The sequence below is a fragment of the Burkholderia ambifaria AMMD genome, assembly GCF_000203915.1.
Classification (GTDB): domain Bacteria; phylum Pseudomonadota; class Gammaproteobacteria; order Burkholderiales; family Burkholderiaceae; genus Burkholderia; species Burkholderia ambifaria.
The window spans coordinates 165,555-181,716 of the sequence record NC_008392.1; the positions used below are offsets into that span (position 1 = coordinate 165,555).

The window sequence follows — 16,162 nt, forward strand, 5'->3', positions numbered from 1 at the left end:
CGGGCGCTCCGCTGCGCCTGCCCGTCCGTTTCCCCGTGGATCGGTCGGGCGCAATCCGCCTCGAATGGCATTGAATGAACGGCGATTCCCGTCGGGCGATCGCCGGCCCGCAGCACGTTGTTTATAGAAGACTGCGCAATGCATTCGAAGGTTTATCGGCCGTCGGTCAATAACACCTTTACCTATAAGAACCGCATTTCATGACATCACGCCTTTTCACCGCATGCATTGCCGCCGTGATCGGCTGCGCCACGCTGCCCGCCGCTCACGCCCGCACCTATATCGCGCCGACGACGTCGCTCGGCAAAGGCGCCTACGTCCATCAGTTCGTGCTGCGCGACCCGGTCACGCACCAGCCGCTGCCGAATGCGCGCTACCGGCTGTTCCTGCCGGGGCAGGTCATCGCGGGCCTGCCGGTCAAGCCGGGCCAGCACGACAGCGTGGTCTTCGGCACGACGGACGACGCCGGCCGCACCGTGCGGATCCGGCTGCCGAAATCGCATCCGCAGAAGCAGTGGGTGTTCAACCCGGTCATCGGCGACGGCGACCTGGGCGAATCGTTCCGGCTCGTCAATGCGGGCAGCGACGCGCCGCTGCGCGGCTTCCCTTACCTGCTGGACGTGGAGCACGAATATCTGGCGTGCGGCCACTCGGACGCGAACGGCTACACGTACTACGCGCAATCACGCACGCCGCGCACCGTCAATCTGTACACCGGGATGCTGGGTGATTCGGCCGACACCGACTGGTGCGCGGGCCCAGGAGCGGCGATTGCAAACAGCGCGAACGAACCGGGTGCGCCGGACCTGTACACGCAATACCTCGGCAGCCTGGTCGCCAACGGTGACCGGATCGGCAGCGAGTTGCGCCAGCAGATCGTCATCAAGCTGCTGTCGCTCGCGACCGAAGAACGCGACGCCGGCCGCGTGGCCGCCGTGCTCGACCTCGGCGAGATCCCCGACGACCGCCTGAACGACACCGGCTATCGGCTGGTCGACGCGGGCGTCGCCGTCGATCGCGGGCTCGCGATGATCGACGCGCATCTCGCGAAAGCGCCCGACGATGCGTATGCGCTCGACAGCAAGGGTTGGGCGCTGTATCGGCTCGGCCGCAACGACGAAGCGCTCACGTGGTTCGACCGCGCGATCGCGATCTTCGAGAAGAATGGTGACGGCGACAGCGACACGCGCGAAGCGTGGGCGACGGGCCTGACGCACAAGGGCGAGGTGTTGTGGAAGCTGGGCCGCCAGGAGGAAGCGCGCGATGCGTTCGCGCAGGCGACGAAGATTCAGCCGAAGAACACGGAGCTGGCGGAAACGTTGAAGCGGCTGAATGTGCAGGAGAAGCCTGCCGAGGCCGGTGCGTCGGCGTCGGGTACGACGGGCACGTGACACGTCACCGGCCCGCCACTCGCGGCAGGCAGTGATCGTCGGGGCCCGGCGGTCACGGCCGGGCGCCGGCACGCGCCGTTAAGGGAAGACCGGCGTCTTCCCCGCCTCACCCTTCGCCCTTGGGCCCCGGGTTGAGCATCACGACGAAACCGGCCACGCCGACGATCAACGCGATCGCACCGCCGCGCAACGCGATCGCCTGGTCGAACAGCAGCCCGGTCACGACGGCCATCATCCCCGCGAGCGACAGGAACACGGCGATCGTCGCGACGACGATCCGGGACTGGCGGCGTATCATCGCGCGCCCCCGTGTCAGGCCGCCGCGGCGGACGCCGGCACGTCGCCGTCGTCGCCGCGAACCAGCAGCACCGGGCACGTCGCGCCGCGCACGAAGCGCTCGGCGACGCTGCCGAGCAGCACGCGCCGGATGCCGCGCCGCCCGTGCGTGCCGACCACCGCGAGCTCGATGCCGCACTCCTTCACGTAACGCTGCAGGCGTTCCGCGATGTCCTCGCCGATGCTCTCGGTCTCGACGAGTTCGCCCTCGCCCTTCGCGCCGGCCAGCGCGATGATCTGTTCGGCTTCACGCAGCACCTTGCGCCCGTCGTCGCGGATTTCCTCGATGAGCGAATGCGGATCGAAGCGGCCCGCGTACGTAAACAGCACGGACTTGTCGACCACGTACACGACGCTGACGTGCGTATCGGCCGCCACTGCCATCTTCACGGCCTCGGCAAGCGCCTGTTTCGACGAAGCGCTGCCGTCGACGGCCACCATGATTTTCTTGTACATACGAACCTCGCTGGGGTGAGTTGCCGCGAACGGTCGCGCGCGGCCATGCCCCCATCATCGACGGACGGCGGATTCGAGGGTTGACGGCGATCAAGGTCCGTCCGAAGCCCGTCGTGCGGCAAAGCGCCACGCGGGAAATCGGCGTGCCAGGCCTGCGGCCGCGCCGCGCGACCGAGCAGCCACGCCGCCGAAGGCGCTATCATCAGAGCTGCGATCTTCGTCCGGCCCCTTTTTGCCGGTTCACTTTCAACTCGCTCAACCGACATGACAACGACTACCGAACGCGTGGACGGCGCCGCCCAGCATCTCGTCGCCGCCCGCCATGCCGGCGCGCCCGGCCCGCTGCTGCCCGACGCCTTCCGCCCCGAGAACGTCGACACCGCGCTCGCGATCCAGCATCGCGTCGCCGATCTGCTCGGCGAAACGATCGGCGGATGGAAATGCGCATTGCCGCCGCCCGACCGCGTGATCGTCGCGCCGATCTTCGCGTCGACGATTCGCGAAGCCGATGCGCCGTACCGCGTCGTCGGCGGCCCGATCGTGCGGATCGAGCCGGAAATCGCGTTCGTGCTCGCGCGCGACCTGCCGGCCCGCGCGCAGCCGTACGACGAGAACGACGTGCGCGGCGCGATCCGCGAAGTGCGCATCGTGCTCGAGGTATTGGGCTGCCGCTATGCGGAGCCCGCGCGCGCGTCGAAGTTCGAACTGCTCGCCGACGGGCAGTTCAACCAGGGGCTGTGCGTGGGCCCCGTTGTGCCGGACGGGCTGAACGTGCCGCTCGAGACGCTCGCGCTGTCGTTCGAGGGCGCACTGAATCGCACGATCGACGGCCGCCATCCGGACGGCGATCCGCTCAAGCCGCTCGTATGGCTGGTGAATTTCCTCGCGTCGCGCGGTGACGGCGCACGCGCCGGCCAGATCGTGACGACCGGCTCGTATGCGGGCGCGATCGACGTGCCGCTCGGCGATGCGCTGACCGTGCGCTTCGGCGAGCTCGGCAGCCTGTCGGTGACGCTGACGGCGTAACCTGGCGCGGGCGACGCTGCCCGGGCTGGGGTGAAGCCCACGTCAACGCGGCCCGGCGATCCTGATGAACGTGCAGCACGCTGCGCACGACGTCGACGGCCTCACGAGCTGAAGCCGATCCACGACGGCGGGTTGGCGGCGGGCCACCGCCGGCTGCATGCCCGGCCTCTCGCGTTTCGTGGTCCGCCGGCCGGTTTCGTCCGGTCCGGCGTGATAACGTTGCACATCGTCGCCCGCGGTTCGAACCGCGGGCACGCGAACCGCTTTCACGCCCATACGCCATGTCGCTGACACCGCTGCCCGCCCTGCTCGACGAAATCCTGCTCGCCGTCACGCGCCGCTATCAGTTGCCGCCGTTCGACGGCGCGCCGACGCCGGCCGATGCCGCGAACCCGGCGGCAACCCTCGCGCGCGTGATCGAGGACGCACGCCGGATGCTGGCCGATGGCCGGTCTCCCGGCACGGCGCTGCGGCAGCGCTTCATCGATGCCCTTGCGCACATGATCCGCGCTGCGATGGATCCGCATGCCGGCGATCACGCGTTTCAGGCGTCGGTCCTGCGGCACGACGCGCCGAGCGTGCGCGAATACGCATCGCTGCACGCGCACGCCGAGCAGGACCGGCGCGCGCTGCACTCGGCCGTCAACGCGATCGCGCACCCGGCCAAACTCGAGCGCAGCGCGCAGGCGTGGCAACGCGACGGGCTCGCGCGGTTGCATGCGGCCGCAACGTCCGGATCGTGGAGCGAGCTCCATGCCACGCTGGAGCAGTTGCTCGCGCTGCCCGGCATGGCGACCAACACCGCTTTCGAGCAGGACATCGTGAAGTTGAAGGACGGTGCCGCGCTCGAACGCTTGCTGCGTCTCGACGCGCTGGCAGCGGACGAGCACGTCCGTCGATACCGCGCACTGTGGGTCCGGCAAGGTCCGCTCGAAGGCAGCACGGTGGCCGTCGCGCAGGGCGTCGCGTCCCAGCAGCGCGGCGCGGCCGTCGAAGCGCTGGCCGCGCAGGCGCTCGACGCACTGGCCCGCCGGCTCGACGCGGTGGACCCGCAGCGCACGTACCGCGTGGTCACGTCGATGCGCGTGCCGTCATCGATACCGGGCCGCCACGACCGCGCGAAAACCGAATGGGATGCAATCCTGCTCGAACGCACGCGCGGCGACGAAGCGGCGCCCGTGTGGAACGTGCGCTTCCTCGTCGAGGCGAAGGCGTCGGCGGACGCCGCGACGACCGATTTGCCGCGATTGCTGCGCGGCCTGAACCTGCTCGCGCAGGCCGACGCGGACACGATCTATTCGTTCGAGACGCACCAGGGCACGGTGCGCGTGCACGGCGCGTCGCTGCGCGCATTGACGACCGACGCCGCGGCGCTGCAGCGGGAAGTACTCTATTGCTGCGATGCGTCCGCGGACGCGACGCCGCGCCTGCTGGGCGCCGCGAGCCGGATGCAGTTGCTGTCGGCGCAGGCGAGCCTCGAATACGCGAGCGCGCTCGCGCGGCAGCCCGATGCCGATCCGGCCGGCCTCGGTGTGATCTGGCAGGCGCTGCTGACGCAGCCGCAATGGCATGCGGTGCTGCATCAATACCCGTCGTTGCGGCAGGTGCGCGAACTGATGGTGGCAATCGACGACTTGCGCGCCGCGATCGATGACGCGGACGAAGGCGGCGTCGCGAGCAGCGCGTGCGCGTGATGCTCGACGCGGGCCGCCGCCGCATAACGGCGTCGCGCGGCCCGCTCAGTTGGTGAGCACGCCGAACGGCAGCGTCCATCCCGCCAGCCGGCCGCCATCGCCCCATCGATCGTCGCCCGCACCGCAAGGCAGCAGCACCGGCGCGGCCGCGCACTCGAGCGTTTCCTTCGGCGTATGGCCGAACTCGGCCTTGAACAGCCGGTGGAAATACTTCTCGTCGGGAAAGCCGTGCGCCCACGCGATTTCCGCGATGCGCCGATGCCGGCGCTGCGGATCGCCCAGCACGTGGTATGCGTGCCGCAAGCGCCTGCGCGTGATCTGCCGCATCACGCCGCCCTCTTCCTTGAACAGCTGATAGAGCCGTGCCCGCGACACGCCGATGTCCCGGCAGATCCGCTCGGGCGTCAGGTCGGGTTCCAGCAGGTGGAGATCGATGTAGCGCCGCACGCGCTCGACCAGCGCGTTGTCGATCGGGCCTCGCGCGTCGTCGAGTGCCTGTGCGCTCGGCGCCACCGCCGCCGCCAGCAGCAGCAACAACGATTGCACGACGCTCGGCACGTCGTGCATGCGCAGGTCCGGCAGATTCCGGAACAGCGACAGCATCTGGTCGCCGACCAGGCGGCCCACGCCGCTCGTCAGCGTCTGCCCGTGCGCTTGCGCCGCATGGCTCGGCAGCAGGTATCTGGGGACGACCAGGCTGATCACGTCGCCGGCCTCGACCCGGCAGTCGTTGATCTGCGCGACGTCGTACACGAACACGTCGCCGGCGCGCTTGATCAGCTCGGGGCCGCCGGTATGGCTCGCGAGCCGGCCGCCGAGCAGCAGCGTGAAGCGGATCGAATCCTGCCCGTCGAGCCGGATCCGGCGGGTGGTCCGGTGAACCGTATAGGTCGGCGCGCGCGAGCGCCATTGCCGGCCCGACAGGATCAGCGGGCCGAGCGCCGCACCGCTCGCTTGCGCGTCGAACGGGCCGTGGCCGCCGGGGTCCTCCAGCCGGTAGTCGCACAGCATGTCCTTGACCCAGACGTGGAACCGGTCCGGCTCGGGATAATCGGTCGTGCGAAACTTGAAAACAGGGACGAATGCCGCTTGATCCATGACGGTTTTTTTATCGAGCCGACGGGAAGGAATGAATCGGTTCGTCGATTATCGGACCAAATTGCGCCGGCGCAAGGGCCGGCGCGGCATATCGTCCACAAGCGGTCGACCGACGCCCTGCGGCGGGCGTCGTCGTGATCGCAGCCATCAGCGTTGCGGATGGCACTCCCAGTTGTTGTACGTCGGCCGATCGATCGGCGTGAGCCCTGGAATCATGAACACCGTACAGCCGAAACGCCGGCCCTTGCCCGTCGTCGCGTTGTAACTCACCTTCTGGCCGCCCAGCGCGTCCTTCTTCCCGTACTGCACGTTGGCGATGGTGATCTCGTCGGACGACGCGAGCCCGAGCGTCTTCGCGGTCGACGTCTGCACGTCGACCATGTTCATCTGCGTCGTGCCGCACGCGGACAGCACGAGGCCGGCAACCGCGGCGCCCAGCGCGGTCCGTACGGTGCAATGCAAGGTTTGCTTCATCGTTTCTCCTTCGGTTTGCCGTGCATCGCGATTACGAGCCGGGGGTATAGAAACTGGACTGCAACTGGCTGCCGATACTCGCGACATACGACTGCCAGACGAGCGCCATCGACCCCGTGCCGTTGACGGCGAGCGCCGGCCACGATGCGCTCTGCGCCGCCACCGTCGATGCGCTCCACGCCCCTTTCCGGTAGGTGGCCGCAACGACGGCCGACGCGCCCGGCAAGCCCGTGTCCTGCCATGCGGCCGTCACGTTGCCGGCCGCGTCGATCACCAGCGGCGGATACTGCGCGGCCGCCCCGTTCAGGTGCTCCGTCAGCCGCTGCAGCGGTCCCCAGTTGCCGCTGGCATCGGATACGCTCGCCTGCAGCACGGCGCCGCCTTCGGCCCACATCGCGGCGGCCACGCCGTTTTCGTTGACGGTCAGCATCGGCGTCGCGATGAACCCGGTCGGCTCCGCGATCGCCGGCGCGACGGGCTGCGCGGGCTGCCACCCGGTGCCGGCCACGTAACGTTGCGACATCGTCGCCGTGAGGATCTGTCCGCCCGTCACGTCGAGCTGCCCCCAGAGCAGCGTGATGTTGCCGTTCGCGTCCATGCCGGCCACCGGAGAGATGATCGTCGTGAACAGGCTCGAGTTCGAGACGGCCTGGTTGACGTCGGTCCAGCCGTTGGTCGCGTCGTACGTGGCCGTCCACAGCGCCGCCTTCGTATGGTTGGTCTGCCGCCACGCGAGCACCGCGCGGCCGGACGGCAGCACCGACAGCATCGGCCTCACGTTGTCGGTATCGCCGGTCACCGCGCCTGGCCCGGTCTGCACCGGCATCTGGATCAGCGCCGTCGGCGACCACTGTCCCGCCTGCGTATAGCGTGTCCATGCGATGCGCGTATCGAGCAGGCTGATCGATTGCGTCCACGCGACGAGCGCGTTGCCCTGGCTGTCGATCCCGGCCGTATAGGACGAACCGGCCATGTCCGCCGCCAGCTCGAGCGGCACGCCCCATCCGGTAGCCGGGCTGTACGGGCGCGCCCACAGTGCGTACGTGTTGGGGCCCGGCATCCATTCCGTCCAGAACGCGACCGCTTGCCCGCTCGCGTTGCCGACCAGTTGCGGCTGAACGCCGGTCAGCCCGTTCATCGAATGCGACCCATCGCTCGTATCGAGCCGCGTCGCGCTGGCCCAGCCCGAGCCCGGGACATAGCGCGCGCCCCACATTTCGTTGCCGTTCGTGCCGGCCGGGCCAAGGGTCATCCACGTGGCGAGCGCATTGCCGCTCGCGTCGATCGTCACGCTGGGGTCGCCTTCCGGTCCCTTGCCGTCCACCGCGACGGCCGTCGACCAGCCGGCCTGCGGCTGCGCGGTGCCGCCGCCCGTCGGGCCGCCGCTCGAACCGCCGCCGGGCGGTGTCGTTCCGGACGGCGAACCGGGATTGCCCGGCGTCGACGACGACGCGCCGCCGTTCGTGGCGACGTCGTCGCCGCCGCATGCGCTCAGCGCGAGAACGGCTGACATGACCAACCATGCAATGGGTTTCATCGGAATCCTCTTGTTTTCTTTTTCCGGCATGCTCTCGTCTGCCGTTGGCCGAAATGCCGCCGCATCGCGTCGGTCGGCCGATCGATTAGCAATACTATTGAACAGGCATGCAACGCGGCGCCGTTTCATGTCCCAGTCAGGATCGATTCCGTCGCGCGCTTCTGCAGACCACCCCCCTCGGACGGCGAAGACGACGGCTTGTCGTCGATCGCCGGATGTCCGTCACTGCCGGCTGCATCTTAATTCATGCGCTCCGGATTCAAGGTGGCGTTGCGTCTACAGTAAGTGGACTTCCATCTCGCCGGGCCGGCGATCGACGCGGCTCGTGAGGTACGATACGCGCCGAGGCGAAATGCCCGCTGAGAGAACCGGCCGCCGCGGCCCCACACCAGTACAAGAAAAATGCCGAGAAACCCGACGCTGAACCGAAACCTGCTCGCCGCGCTGGCGACCAGCCTGCTTTGCCTGCCTGCCGCCCACGCCAGCTCGGACGACAGCTGCAACGTGCCGCCCACGCTCCGCCAGGGTACGTACTCGTGCGGCAACGTGCCGATACTGAGCCCCGCCAACGACACGCGCATCAACGCGATGCTGATGATGGTCGACAGCGCCAAGGTCGCGCGGGTGTTTCCGGATCCGAAAACCATCCCGCCGAAAGACCGGATCAGCCAGATGATCGTGCCGTTCCCGATGGATTTTTCCGGGTGGATCGATATCGGCCAGAAGGCGCCCGACCCGGCCGGCGGCGCAGCGGACGCCGATGCGCCGTCGAACCGGTACGCCGACGGCGAAGGCAGCATCTGTCGCAGCATGGACGCGGGCGCGGACGCGTTCAACGACGCGCTGGACGGCGCCGGCGGCCTTCCCCCCGACGAAGCCGCCCGCCTGCGCGCGGCGCGCGCCGACATCGCTCAGAAAACCTGTGCGGCGGGCGGCGCAAGCGCCGCGTGGACGAAGCCGCCGGTCAAGTCGCCGCTCGGCCAGCAGTTCGCCGCGTACCTCGACGGCACGAACGCGTTCTACCGCGCCGACTTCCACGCCGCGACGCGCGCCTTCGCGAGCGCATCGCACAGCGCGAACCCGTGGCTGAAGGAAGCCGGCCTCTATATGGCCGGGCGCGCGCAACTGAACGCCGCGCAGGCCAACGCATTCGACAACGACAGCCCGACGCCGTCGCGCACCCGCGTCACGAAGGTGTCGCTCGACGCCGCGAACACCGTGTTTCGCACTTACCTGAAGGTGTACCCGCAGGGTCGCTATGCGGTTTCCGCCAATGGGCTGCTGCGGCGCGTCGCGTGGCTCGGCGGGGACGTCGCGCAGCAGGCCGATCTCTATGGCCATGCGCTCGCGCGCTGGTCGCCGGCGACGTCGAACGTGCCGCTGATCCAACTGGCGAACGAACTCGACAGCAAGCTGCTGTTCGGGTCGGAACTCGACGCGCGCCAGATCCAGTCGCCGACCGTGCTCGCGACCGTCGACCTGCTGCGCATGCGTACGCCGGAAAACAGCGAGTCGAGCCGCGGCAAGCCGCTGACGCTGGACGACCTGCAGGCGCAGAAACCGCGCTTCGCGAACGCGCCCGCGCTGTACGACTACCTGCTCGCCACCTGGTATGTGCAGATCGGGCGCAAGCCCGATGCCGCGCTCGCGTTGCTGCCGCCGACGCCCGCCGCGCCGCTCGACTATTTCGGCCTGAGCCAGCAGGCGCTGCGCGCGTTCGCGCTGGAGGATAGCGGCCAGGGCGACAAGGCGCGCCAGCTGTGGCGCGACCTGATTCCGCTCGCGAAATTGCGCTTCCAGCGCGAGGCGTTGGAACTCGCGCTCGCGATCAACCTGGAGCAGGCCGGGCTCGTCAACGACGTGTTCGCCGACGATTCGCTCGTGCAAAACGCCGCGATCCGGGCCGTCCTGCTGCAGCACACGGCCAATGCGGACCTGCTGCGCACGCAGGCGCAGAACCAGGCGGCCGGCGGTGCGCTGCGCGACACCGCGCTGTACACGCTGCTGTACAAGGAGCTCACGCGCTCGCACTACGCCGACTTCATCGCCGATACCGCGCTGGTATCCGGCGCGCCCGCCGCTCCGTTGAAACCGTTCATCGCATCGGGCGCCCGGAACGACGACGGCTATGTGTGCCCGTCCGCGCGCGAGATCGCCGCGGCGCTGCAACAGAATCCCGCCGATGCGAAAGGGCTGAACTGCCTCGCCGATTTCGTGCGCCTTCATCCGCCCGCGGCCGGCCTCGAAGGCGACGCGGTGCCGCCGTGGATGCGCAACGCGTCGGCGGCGGCCACCGCACGCGTGCCGCCGACGCTCGGCGGCGCGCCGTCGCAGTTCGCGGGCAAGCCGTACGAACGGATGTCGAGCTACGTGACCGTGATCGCCGATGCGCAGGCCAGCCCGAACGACCGTGCGTACGCGCTCTACCGCGCGATCAAGTGCTATGCGCCGGGCGGCTCCAACGAATGCGGCGGCAAGGACGTGCCGAAGAACACGCGCAAGCGCTGGTTCGACACGCTGAAAACCGCGTATCCGGGCACGCCGTGGGCGCAGAAGCTCCGCTACTACTGGTGAGCGCCGCGTGAAGCGCATCGCGTGTGTCGCTCTGCTGCTGGCCTGCCGCGTCGCGCTGGCCGGCACCGTCGATGCCGCGCGGTACGACGCGTTCTGGCTGTGGGCCGGCGTGAAGCCGCAGCCGGTCGTCAGCGGCGCGCGCACGCTGTACGTGCTGCAAGGGCAGATCGAAGCGTCGCCGCGCGACGAGTCGCAGGTACGCGTCATCGCGCAGGGCGTCGCGCTGCCGCCCGTGCCGAACGCCCGGGTGTGGCTCGTCTATCGTGCGCATACGCTGCGCTGGACGCCGCGCGTGACGCAGATCATGCTCGCGCAGCTCGAACGCTGGCGGGCGTCGGGCCGCACGATCACCGGTATCCAGATCGACTTCGACGCGCGCACGCGGCATCTGCAGGACTACCTCGAATTTCTGCGGACGCTGCGCGACACGCTGCCGGCCGATTGCCGGCTGAGCATCACGGGGCTGCTCGACTGGAGCAGCCGCATCGATACCGACCAGGTCAACCAGCTCAGGGGGATCGTCGATGAAGTGGTCGTGCAGACCTACCAGGGCCTCAGCACGATTCCGGACCATGCGGCCTACCTGCCGCGCGTCGCACGGCTGCAGCTGCCGTTTCGCATCGGCGTGATCCAGGGCGGCGAGTGGGACGCGCCGCCGTACCTCGCCGCGAATCCGTGGTTTCGCGGCTACGTCGTATTTCTACGCAACGATTAGCGGGCGAAAACGCGGTGGCCGCCATCCCGCCCGCATATCGGCGACGCAGCCCGCCGAAGCGGGCATGCACCGCTTACACCGTTACGCCTGCACGAAAGCCAGCAGGTCGGCGTTGAGCACATCCGCGTTGATCGTCAGCATCCCGTGCGAGTAGCCCGGATAGGTTTTCAGCGAGCCATTCTTCAGCAGCTTGATCGACTTCAGCGCGGCATCCGCGATCGGCACGATCTGGTCGTCCTCGCCGTGCAGCACGAGCGTCGGCACGGTGATCGCCTTCAGGTCCTCGGTCTGGTCCGTTTCCGAGAAGGCCTTGATCCCGTCGTAGTGCGCCTTCGCGCTGCCGATCATGCCCTGGCGCCACCAGTTCTGGATCACGCCCTGGTGCACCGTCGCGCCGGGCCGGTTGAAGCCGTAGAACGGGCCGCTCGGCACATCGACGAAGAACTGCGCGCGATTGTCGGCGAGCGCCTTGCGGAAGCCGTCGAATACCTCGAGCGGCAGGCCTTCCGGGTTCGCGTCCGTCTTCAGCATCAGCGGCGGCACCGCGCTGACCAGCACCGCCTTCGCGACGCGGCCGGCCGGCTCGCCGTGCCGGGCCACGTAGCGCGCGACTTCGCCGCCGCCGGTCGAGTGACCGATGTGCACCGCGTTGCGCAGGTCGAGCGCCTCGGCCACCGCGAACGCATCCGCCGCGTAGTGATCCATGTCATGACCGTCGGACACCTGCGCCGAGCGGCCGTGCCCGCGGCGGTCGTGCGCGATCACGCGATAGCCTTTCTGGACGAAGAACAGCATCTGGGCGTCCCAATCGTCGGACGACAGCGGCCAGCCATGGTGGAACACGATCGGCTGTGCATCCTTCGCGCCCCAGTCCTTGTAGAAGATCTCGACGTTGTCCTTCGTGGTGATGTAAGGCATGGCTGCAGGCTCCTTTGGGGTAGATGAACGCGTGCCGGCCGGGCACCCGGGCGGGTGTCGGCACGAACCGCGGCGCGGCGGCACACCGCGCCGATCGATGCGGCACTTAGGCGTTGTAACGGAAAACCGCGACCCTGTCATGAAACGAACTGAATCCGGCATGAACGAGGCCCGGCGCACGGCCGCGCCGTATGGCAATATCGCGTCGGATCCGCCGTGCAGCCCCACTCACTTCAGGGACATTCATGTTCGATCACGTCAAATTCGGTGTCAGCGACTACGCAGCCAGCAAGGCGTTCTTTCTCCACGCACTCGAACCGCTCGGCGTGGCGGTCCTCGACGAAGGCGTGCCGACCTACGGCGTCGAACTCGGCGTGCCGGGCAAGCCGACGCTGTGCCTGTTCCAGACCGACGAGAAGCCGGCCCATCTTCACCTCGCCTTCGCGGCCGACACGCGCGCGCAGGTCGACGCGTTCCACCGTGCGGCGCTGGCGGCCGGCGGCAAGGACAACGGCGCACCCGGGCTGCGCCCGCAGTATCACGCGAACTACTATGCGGCGTTCGTCATCGGTCCGGACGGGCACAACATCGAAGCCGTTTGCTCGCGGCCCGAAGCCTGATCGTTCGCTCGGCCCACGATGCACTGCATCCGTGCGTCACGCAGCCGAGCGCGGATGCGTGACACGCGAGCCATTGCGCGTCAACCGTCCGTCGACACGGTCACCGCCTCCCACGCGCGCATCTCGTCTTCCAGCGCTGACCATTTGGCGCGCACGAGCCGCAGCGCATCGCTGCCGAGCAGCAGATGGGCCGGCGGACGGTCCGCCGCAATGACCGCGAGCATCGCGCGCGCGGCCTTGGCGGGATCGCCCAATTGCCGGCCGCTTTTTTCCTCGCGCGCCTGGCGGATCGGATCGAAGATCGCGTCGTAATCGGCGATCGAGCGCGGCGTGCGCGTCATCGAACGGCCGGCCCAGTCGGTGCGGAACGAGCCCGGCGCGACGGCGGTCACCGCGATGCCGAACGGCGCGAGCTCCTGGCCGAGCGTTTCCGAAATCCCTTCCAGCGCGAACTTGCTGCCGCAGTAATACGCGATGCCCGGCATCGTGATGTGGCCGCCCATCGACGTGATGTTCAGAATGCGGCCGCGCCGGCGCTCACGCATGAACGGCACGACGGCCTTCATCATTGCGACGGCGCCGAACACGTTCACGTCGAACTGCCGGCGCATCTCCGACAGCGGCGACTCCTCCAGGATGCCTTCGTGCCCGTAGCCGGCGTTGTTCACCAGCACGTCGATGGGGCCGACGCTCGCCTCGATGTCGGCGACGACGCCGTCGATGCGCTCGAAGTCGGTCACGTCGAGCACGCGCCCGATCGCCGCATGCGCGGACAGCGCTTCGAACGCCTGCCTCGCCGCTTCACTTCTGACGGTGCCGACCACCGTATGACCCGCGGCCAGCGCTTCCTGCGCGAGCGCGCGGCCGAAGCCGCTGCTGACGCCGGTGATGAGCATGAGGTTGCCGGATGCCATATGTGCTTCTCCCAAATGTCGATCGAAGCATGCATACTAGTCTGACGATCTACGTCGAATAAGCCCGATTCTGCTGATTTTCTTGCACAAAACTATGAGCGCCGCGCCCTCCTCGCCCCGATCGCCGTCGCTGCCCGCGCGCGGCCGCCAACGCCTGATCGCGTTGCTGCACGCGTTGGCGCCCGACGAAGGCTACAACCTGACCGCGCTGCCGAGCGTGCGCATCCTGCGCTCGAACCGCGCGCTGTCGCGCACGCCGGTGTTGTACGACCCGGGCATCGTGATCGTGTGCCAGGGCCACAAGCGCGGCTATTTCGGCGGCGAACGCTATCTGTACGACGAGGATCACTATCTGGCGGTGTCGGTGCCCGTGCCGTTCAGCATGGAAACCGACGCGACGGCGGAGCACCCGCTGCTCGCGCTGTATCTGCACCTCGATTTCCCGATGGCCGCCGAACTGGCCGCGCAGATCGACCGCGCGGGGACCCCGGAGCCCGTGCAGGCGCCGAAGAGCATGATGTCGACGCCGATGGACGAAGCGATGCAGGCGAGCGTGCTGCGTTTCGTCGAGGCGATGCATCGGCCGCTCGAAGCAGCGGTGCTCGGGCCGGGACTACTGCGCGAGCTGTATTTCCGCGTGCTCACCGGCGCGCAGGGCAGCGCGATGAGAAACGCGCTGGCGATGCGCGGCCAGTTCGGCCGGATCGGCCGTGCACTGCGCGTGATCCACGCCGACTACGCGCAGGCGCTCGACGTGTCGCGACTGGCCGGTGAGGCCGGGATGAGCGTGCCGAGCTTCCATAGCCACTTCAAGGCGATCACGCAGGTGTCGCCGATGCAGTATTTGAAGTCGACGCGACTGCATCAGGCACGCCTCTTGATGGTGCGCCAGGACCTGACCGCGGAGGCGGCCGGTTATGCGGTCGGCTATACGAGCCCGTCGCAGTTCAGCCGGGAATTCAAGCGGCTGTTCGGGCTCACGCCCGCGCAGGAGACGAAGCGCATGCGCGCGCAGTTCGCGATTCCGGCGGCGTTCGACGATGCGGTGTATGTGTCGTCGCATTGACGTGCCGCATCCCGCCGCGCGTCAACGCGATCATCGCGCGCCCACCTTCCACACCGTCACCTCGTGCAGCGTCTGCCCCGGCTTGAGCACGGTCGTCGGGAAGGTCGGATGGTTCGGCGAATCGGGGAAGTGCTCGGCTTCCAGCGCGAACGCGTCGGTCTGCCGGTAAGCCCGCCCGCCCTTGCCCGCAACGCTGCCTTTCAACCCGTTGGCCGTATAGAACTGCAGCCCCGGCTGCGTCGTGTACACCTCGAGAAACCGCCCGGACGCCGGATCGTACGCGCGCGCGGCAAACGCCGGGGCCGACTGGCCGCCCTGGTCGAGCACCCAGTTCTGGTCGTAGCCATGCGCGACGACGAGTTGCGCATCGTTGTCACGCAGATGCGCGCCGATCGGCGTCAACTGGCGCAGGTCCATCGGCGTGCCCGCCACGCTCGCGAGTTGCCCGGTCGGGATCGACGTGGCGTCGGTCGGCGTGAAACGCGACGCGGCAATCTCGATCAACTGCCGCTCGACGCTGCCGCCATCCTGCCCGGCCAGGTTGAAATAGCTGTGGTTGGTCAGGTTGACGACCGTGGTCTGGTCCGTCGTCGCGCGGTAGTCGATGCGGACCAGGTTGTCGCGCGTCAGCGTGTAGGTCACGTCCGTCGTCAACGTGCCGGGGAAGCCGTTCTCGCCGTCAGGGCTCACGTAACGCAGCGTCACGCTCGCGCCGTTGCCGTCGCTGTGCGTGCCCGTCACCGTCCACACCTTCGCGTCGAAACTGTCGGGGCCGCCATGCAGCGTGTTCGGCGGGTCGTTGACCGGCAGCGTCCACGTCTTGCCGCCGAGCGTGAAGCGCCCGCGTGCAATGCGGTTCGCATAACGGCCGATCAACGCGCCGAAATGGATGTTGCCGTTGTGCGCTTCGTAGTCGCGCAGCGAATCGAAGCCGAGCACGATGTCGGCGACCTTGCCGGTGCGGTCGGGCACCTCGAGCGTGGTCACGATGCCGCCGTACGTGATGAGTTTCAGCGTCACGCCGCGCGCGTTGGCCAGCGTGTACTGGCTCACCGCCTGCCCCGCGGCGGTCGTGCCGTAGTCCGCGCGGCCGAGGGTGACGTCAGGCGCCGTCGATGCGGCGGTTGCGTATGGCCCGAACGTTGCGAATGCACAGATCGCGAGTAGCGAGTGGAGCGGGTGGAGCGGCCAAAGTCGTTTCATGGAATGCCTCCGAAGCGGGTTTTTCGCGTGGGGCAAATTGTATGCCCGTGCGGCGCCCGGAGATAGGCCGACCGACGCGCTCGGGGAATGCCGCCGGCCATCGCGCATGAACACATTGGACGACGGTCGACCCGCGCCGG

General features: G+C 68.4%; 15 protein-coding genes. 7 read left to right on the top strand and 8 right to left on the bottom strand.

The window, feature by feature from the left end; all coding sequences use genetic code 11:
• The first annotated feature begins 200 nt into the window (after nt 1-200).
• Nucleotides 201-1,391: a tetratricopeptide repeat protein gene (locus BAMB_RS28475; protein WP_011660610.1), complete on the top strand. Its 1,191-nt coding sequence runs from the start codon at nt 201-203 to the stop codon at nt 1,389-1,391.
• 106 nt (nt 1,392-1,497) lie between these two features.
• On the opposite strand, the gene BAMB_RS28480 is transcribed toward BAMB_RS28475, so the two are convergent.
• Together BAMB_RS28480 and BAMB_RS28485 are read right to left on the bottom strand one after the other, a co-directional pair.
• Nucleotides 1,498-1,689: a DUF2964 family protein gene (locus BAMB_RS28480; protein WP_011660611.1), complete on the bottom strand. Its 192-nt coding sequence runs from the start codon at nt 1,687-1,689 to the stop codon at nt 1,498-1,500.
• Nucleotides 1,690-1,703: 14 nt separating this feature from the next.
• Nucleotides 1,704-2,183, bottom strand: coding sequence for a universal stress protein (locus BAMB_RS28485; protein ID WP_011660612.1), 480 nt, complete (start codon nt 2,181-2,183; stop codon nt 1,704-1,706).
• Nucleotides 2,184-2,447: 264 nt separating this feature from the next.
• Here BAMB_RS28485 and BAMB_RS28490 point away from each other — a divergent pair, with 264 nt between their 5' ends.
• Both BAMB_RS28490 and BAMB_RS28495 read left to right on the top strand, forming a co-directional pair.
• Nucleotides 2,448-3,209, top strand: a complete 762-nt coding sequence (locus BAMB_RS28490) for a 2-keto-4-pentenoate hydratase (protein WP_011660613.1) — start codon at nt 2,448-2,450, stop codon at nt 3,207-3,209.
• 281 nt (nt 3,210-3,490) lie between these two features.
• Nucleotides 3,491-4,903: a hypothetical protein gene (locus BAMB_RS28495; protein WP_011660615.1), complete on the top strand. Its 1,413-nt coding sequence runs from the start codon at nt 3,491-3,493 to the stop codon at nt 4,901-4,903.
• Between the two features lie 45 nt (nt 4,904-4,948).
• On the opposite strand, the gene BAMB_RS28500 is transcribed toward BAMB_RS28495, so the two are convergent.
• From BAMB_RS28500 to BAMB_RS28510, 3 genes are all read right to left on the bottom strand, one after another.
• The gene (locus BAMB_RS28500) at nt 4,949-6,001 is read right to left on the bottom strand and encodes a helix-turn-helix transcriptional regulator (RefSeq protein ID WP_011660616.1); all 1,053 of its coding nucleotides are present in this window, start codon (nt 5,999-6,001) and stop codon (nt 4,949-4,951) included.
• A 147-nt stretch (nt 6,002-6,148) separates the two neighbouring features.
• On the bottom strand, nt 6,149-6,475 hold the full coding sequence (locus BAMB_RS28505) for a hypothetical protein (protein WP_011660617.1): 327 nt from the start codon (nt 6,473-6,475) through the stop codon (nt 6,149-6,151).
• A gap of 31 nt (nt 6,476-6,506) precedes the next feature.
• Entirely contained in the window at nt 6,507-8,012 is a 1,506-nt protein-coding gene (locus BAMB_RS28510; protein WP_011660618.1) for a hypothetical protein, read from the bottom strand.
• A gap of 402 nt (nt 8,013-8,414) precedes the next feature.
• Here BAMB_RS28510 and BAMB_RS28515 point away from each other — a divergent pair, with 402 nt between their 5' ends.
• Nucleotides 8,415-10,586 carry a PA5441 family protein gene (locus BAMB_RS28515; RefSeq protein WP_011660619.1) on the top strand — a complete coding sequence of 724 codons (2,172 nt, stop codon included), beginning with the start codon at nt 8,415-8,417 and terminating at the stop codon, nt 10,584-10,586.
• Nucleotides 10,587-10,593: 7 nt separating this feature from the next.
• Nucleotides 10,594-11,301, top strand: a complete 708-nt coding sequence (locus BAMB_RS28520) for a DUF3142 domain-containing protein (protein ID WP_011660620.1) — start codon at nt 10,594-10,596, stop codon at nt 11,299-11,301.
• A gap of 81 nt (nt 11,302-11,382) precedes the next feature.
• Here BAMB_RS28520 and BAMB_RS28525 read toward each other — a convergent pair whose 3' ends face one another.
• The gene (locus BAMB_RS28525) at nt 11,383-12,219 is read right to left on the bottom strand and encodes an alpha/beta fold hydrolase (protein WP_011660621.1); all 837 of its coding nucleotides are present in this window, start codon (nt 12,217-12,219) and stop codon (nt 11,383-11,385) included.
• A gap of 245 nt (nt 12,220-12,464) precedes the next feature.
• On the opposite strand from BAMB_RS28525, the gene BAMB_RS28530 reads away from it, so the two are divergent.
• Nucleotides 12,465-12,839 carry a VOC family protein gene (locus BAMB_RS28530; RefSeq protein ID WP_011660622.1) on the top strand — a complete coding sequence of 125 codons (375 nt, stop codon included), beginning with the start codon at nt 12,465-12,467 and terminating at the stop codon, nt 12,837-12,839.
• 80 nt (nt 12,840-12,919) lie between these two features.
• On the opposite strand, the gene BAMB_RS28535 is transcribed toward BAMB_RS28530, so the two are convergent.
• A complete protein-coding gene (locus BAMB_RS28535) occupies nt 12,920-13,753 on the bottom strand; it encodes an oxidoreductase (RefSeq protein WP_011660623.1) in 834 nt (277 codons plus the stop codon).
• 94 nt (nt 13,754-13,847) lie between these two features.
• On the opposite strand from BAMB_RS28535, the gene BAMB_RS28540 reads away from it, so the two are divergent.
• Nucleotides 13,848-14,819, top strand: a complete 972-nt coding sequence (locus BAMB_RS28540; RefSeq protein ID WP_011660624.1) for an AraC family transcriptional regulator — start codon at nt 13,848-13,850, stop codon at nt 14,817-14,819.
• Between the two features lie 30 nt (nt 14,820-14,849).
• Here BAMB_RS28540 and BAMB_RS28545 read toward each other — a convergent pair whose 3' ends face one another.
• Nucleotides 14,850-16,022, bottom strand: coding sequence for an aldose epimerase family protein (locus BAMB_RS28545; RefSeq protein WP_011660625.1), 1,173 nt, complete (start codon nt 16,020-16,022; stop codon nt 14,850-14,852).
• Nucleotides 16,023-16,162: the final 140 nt, after the last annotated feature.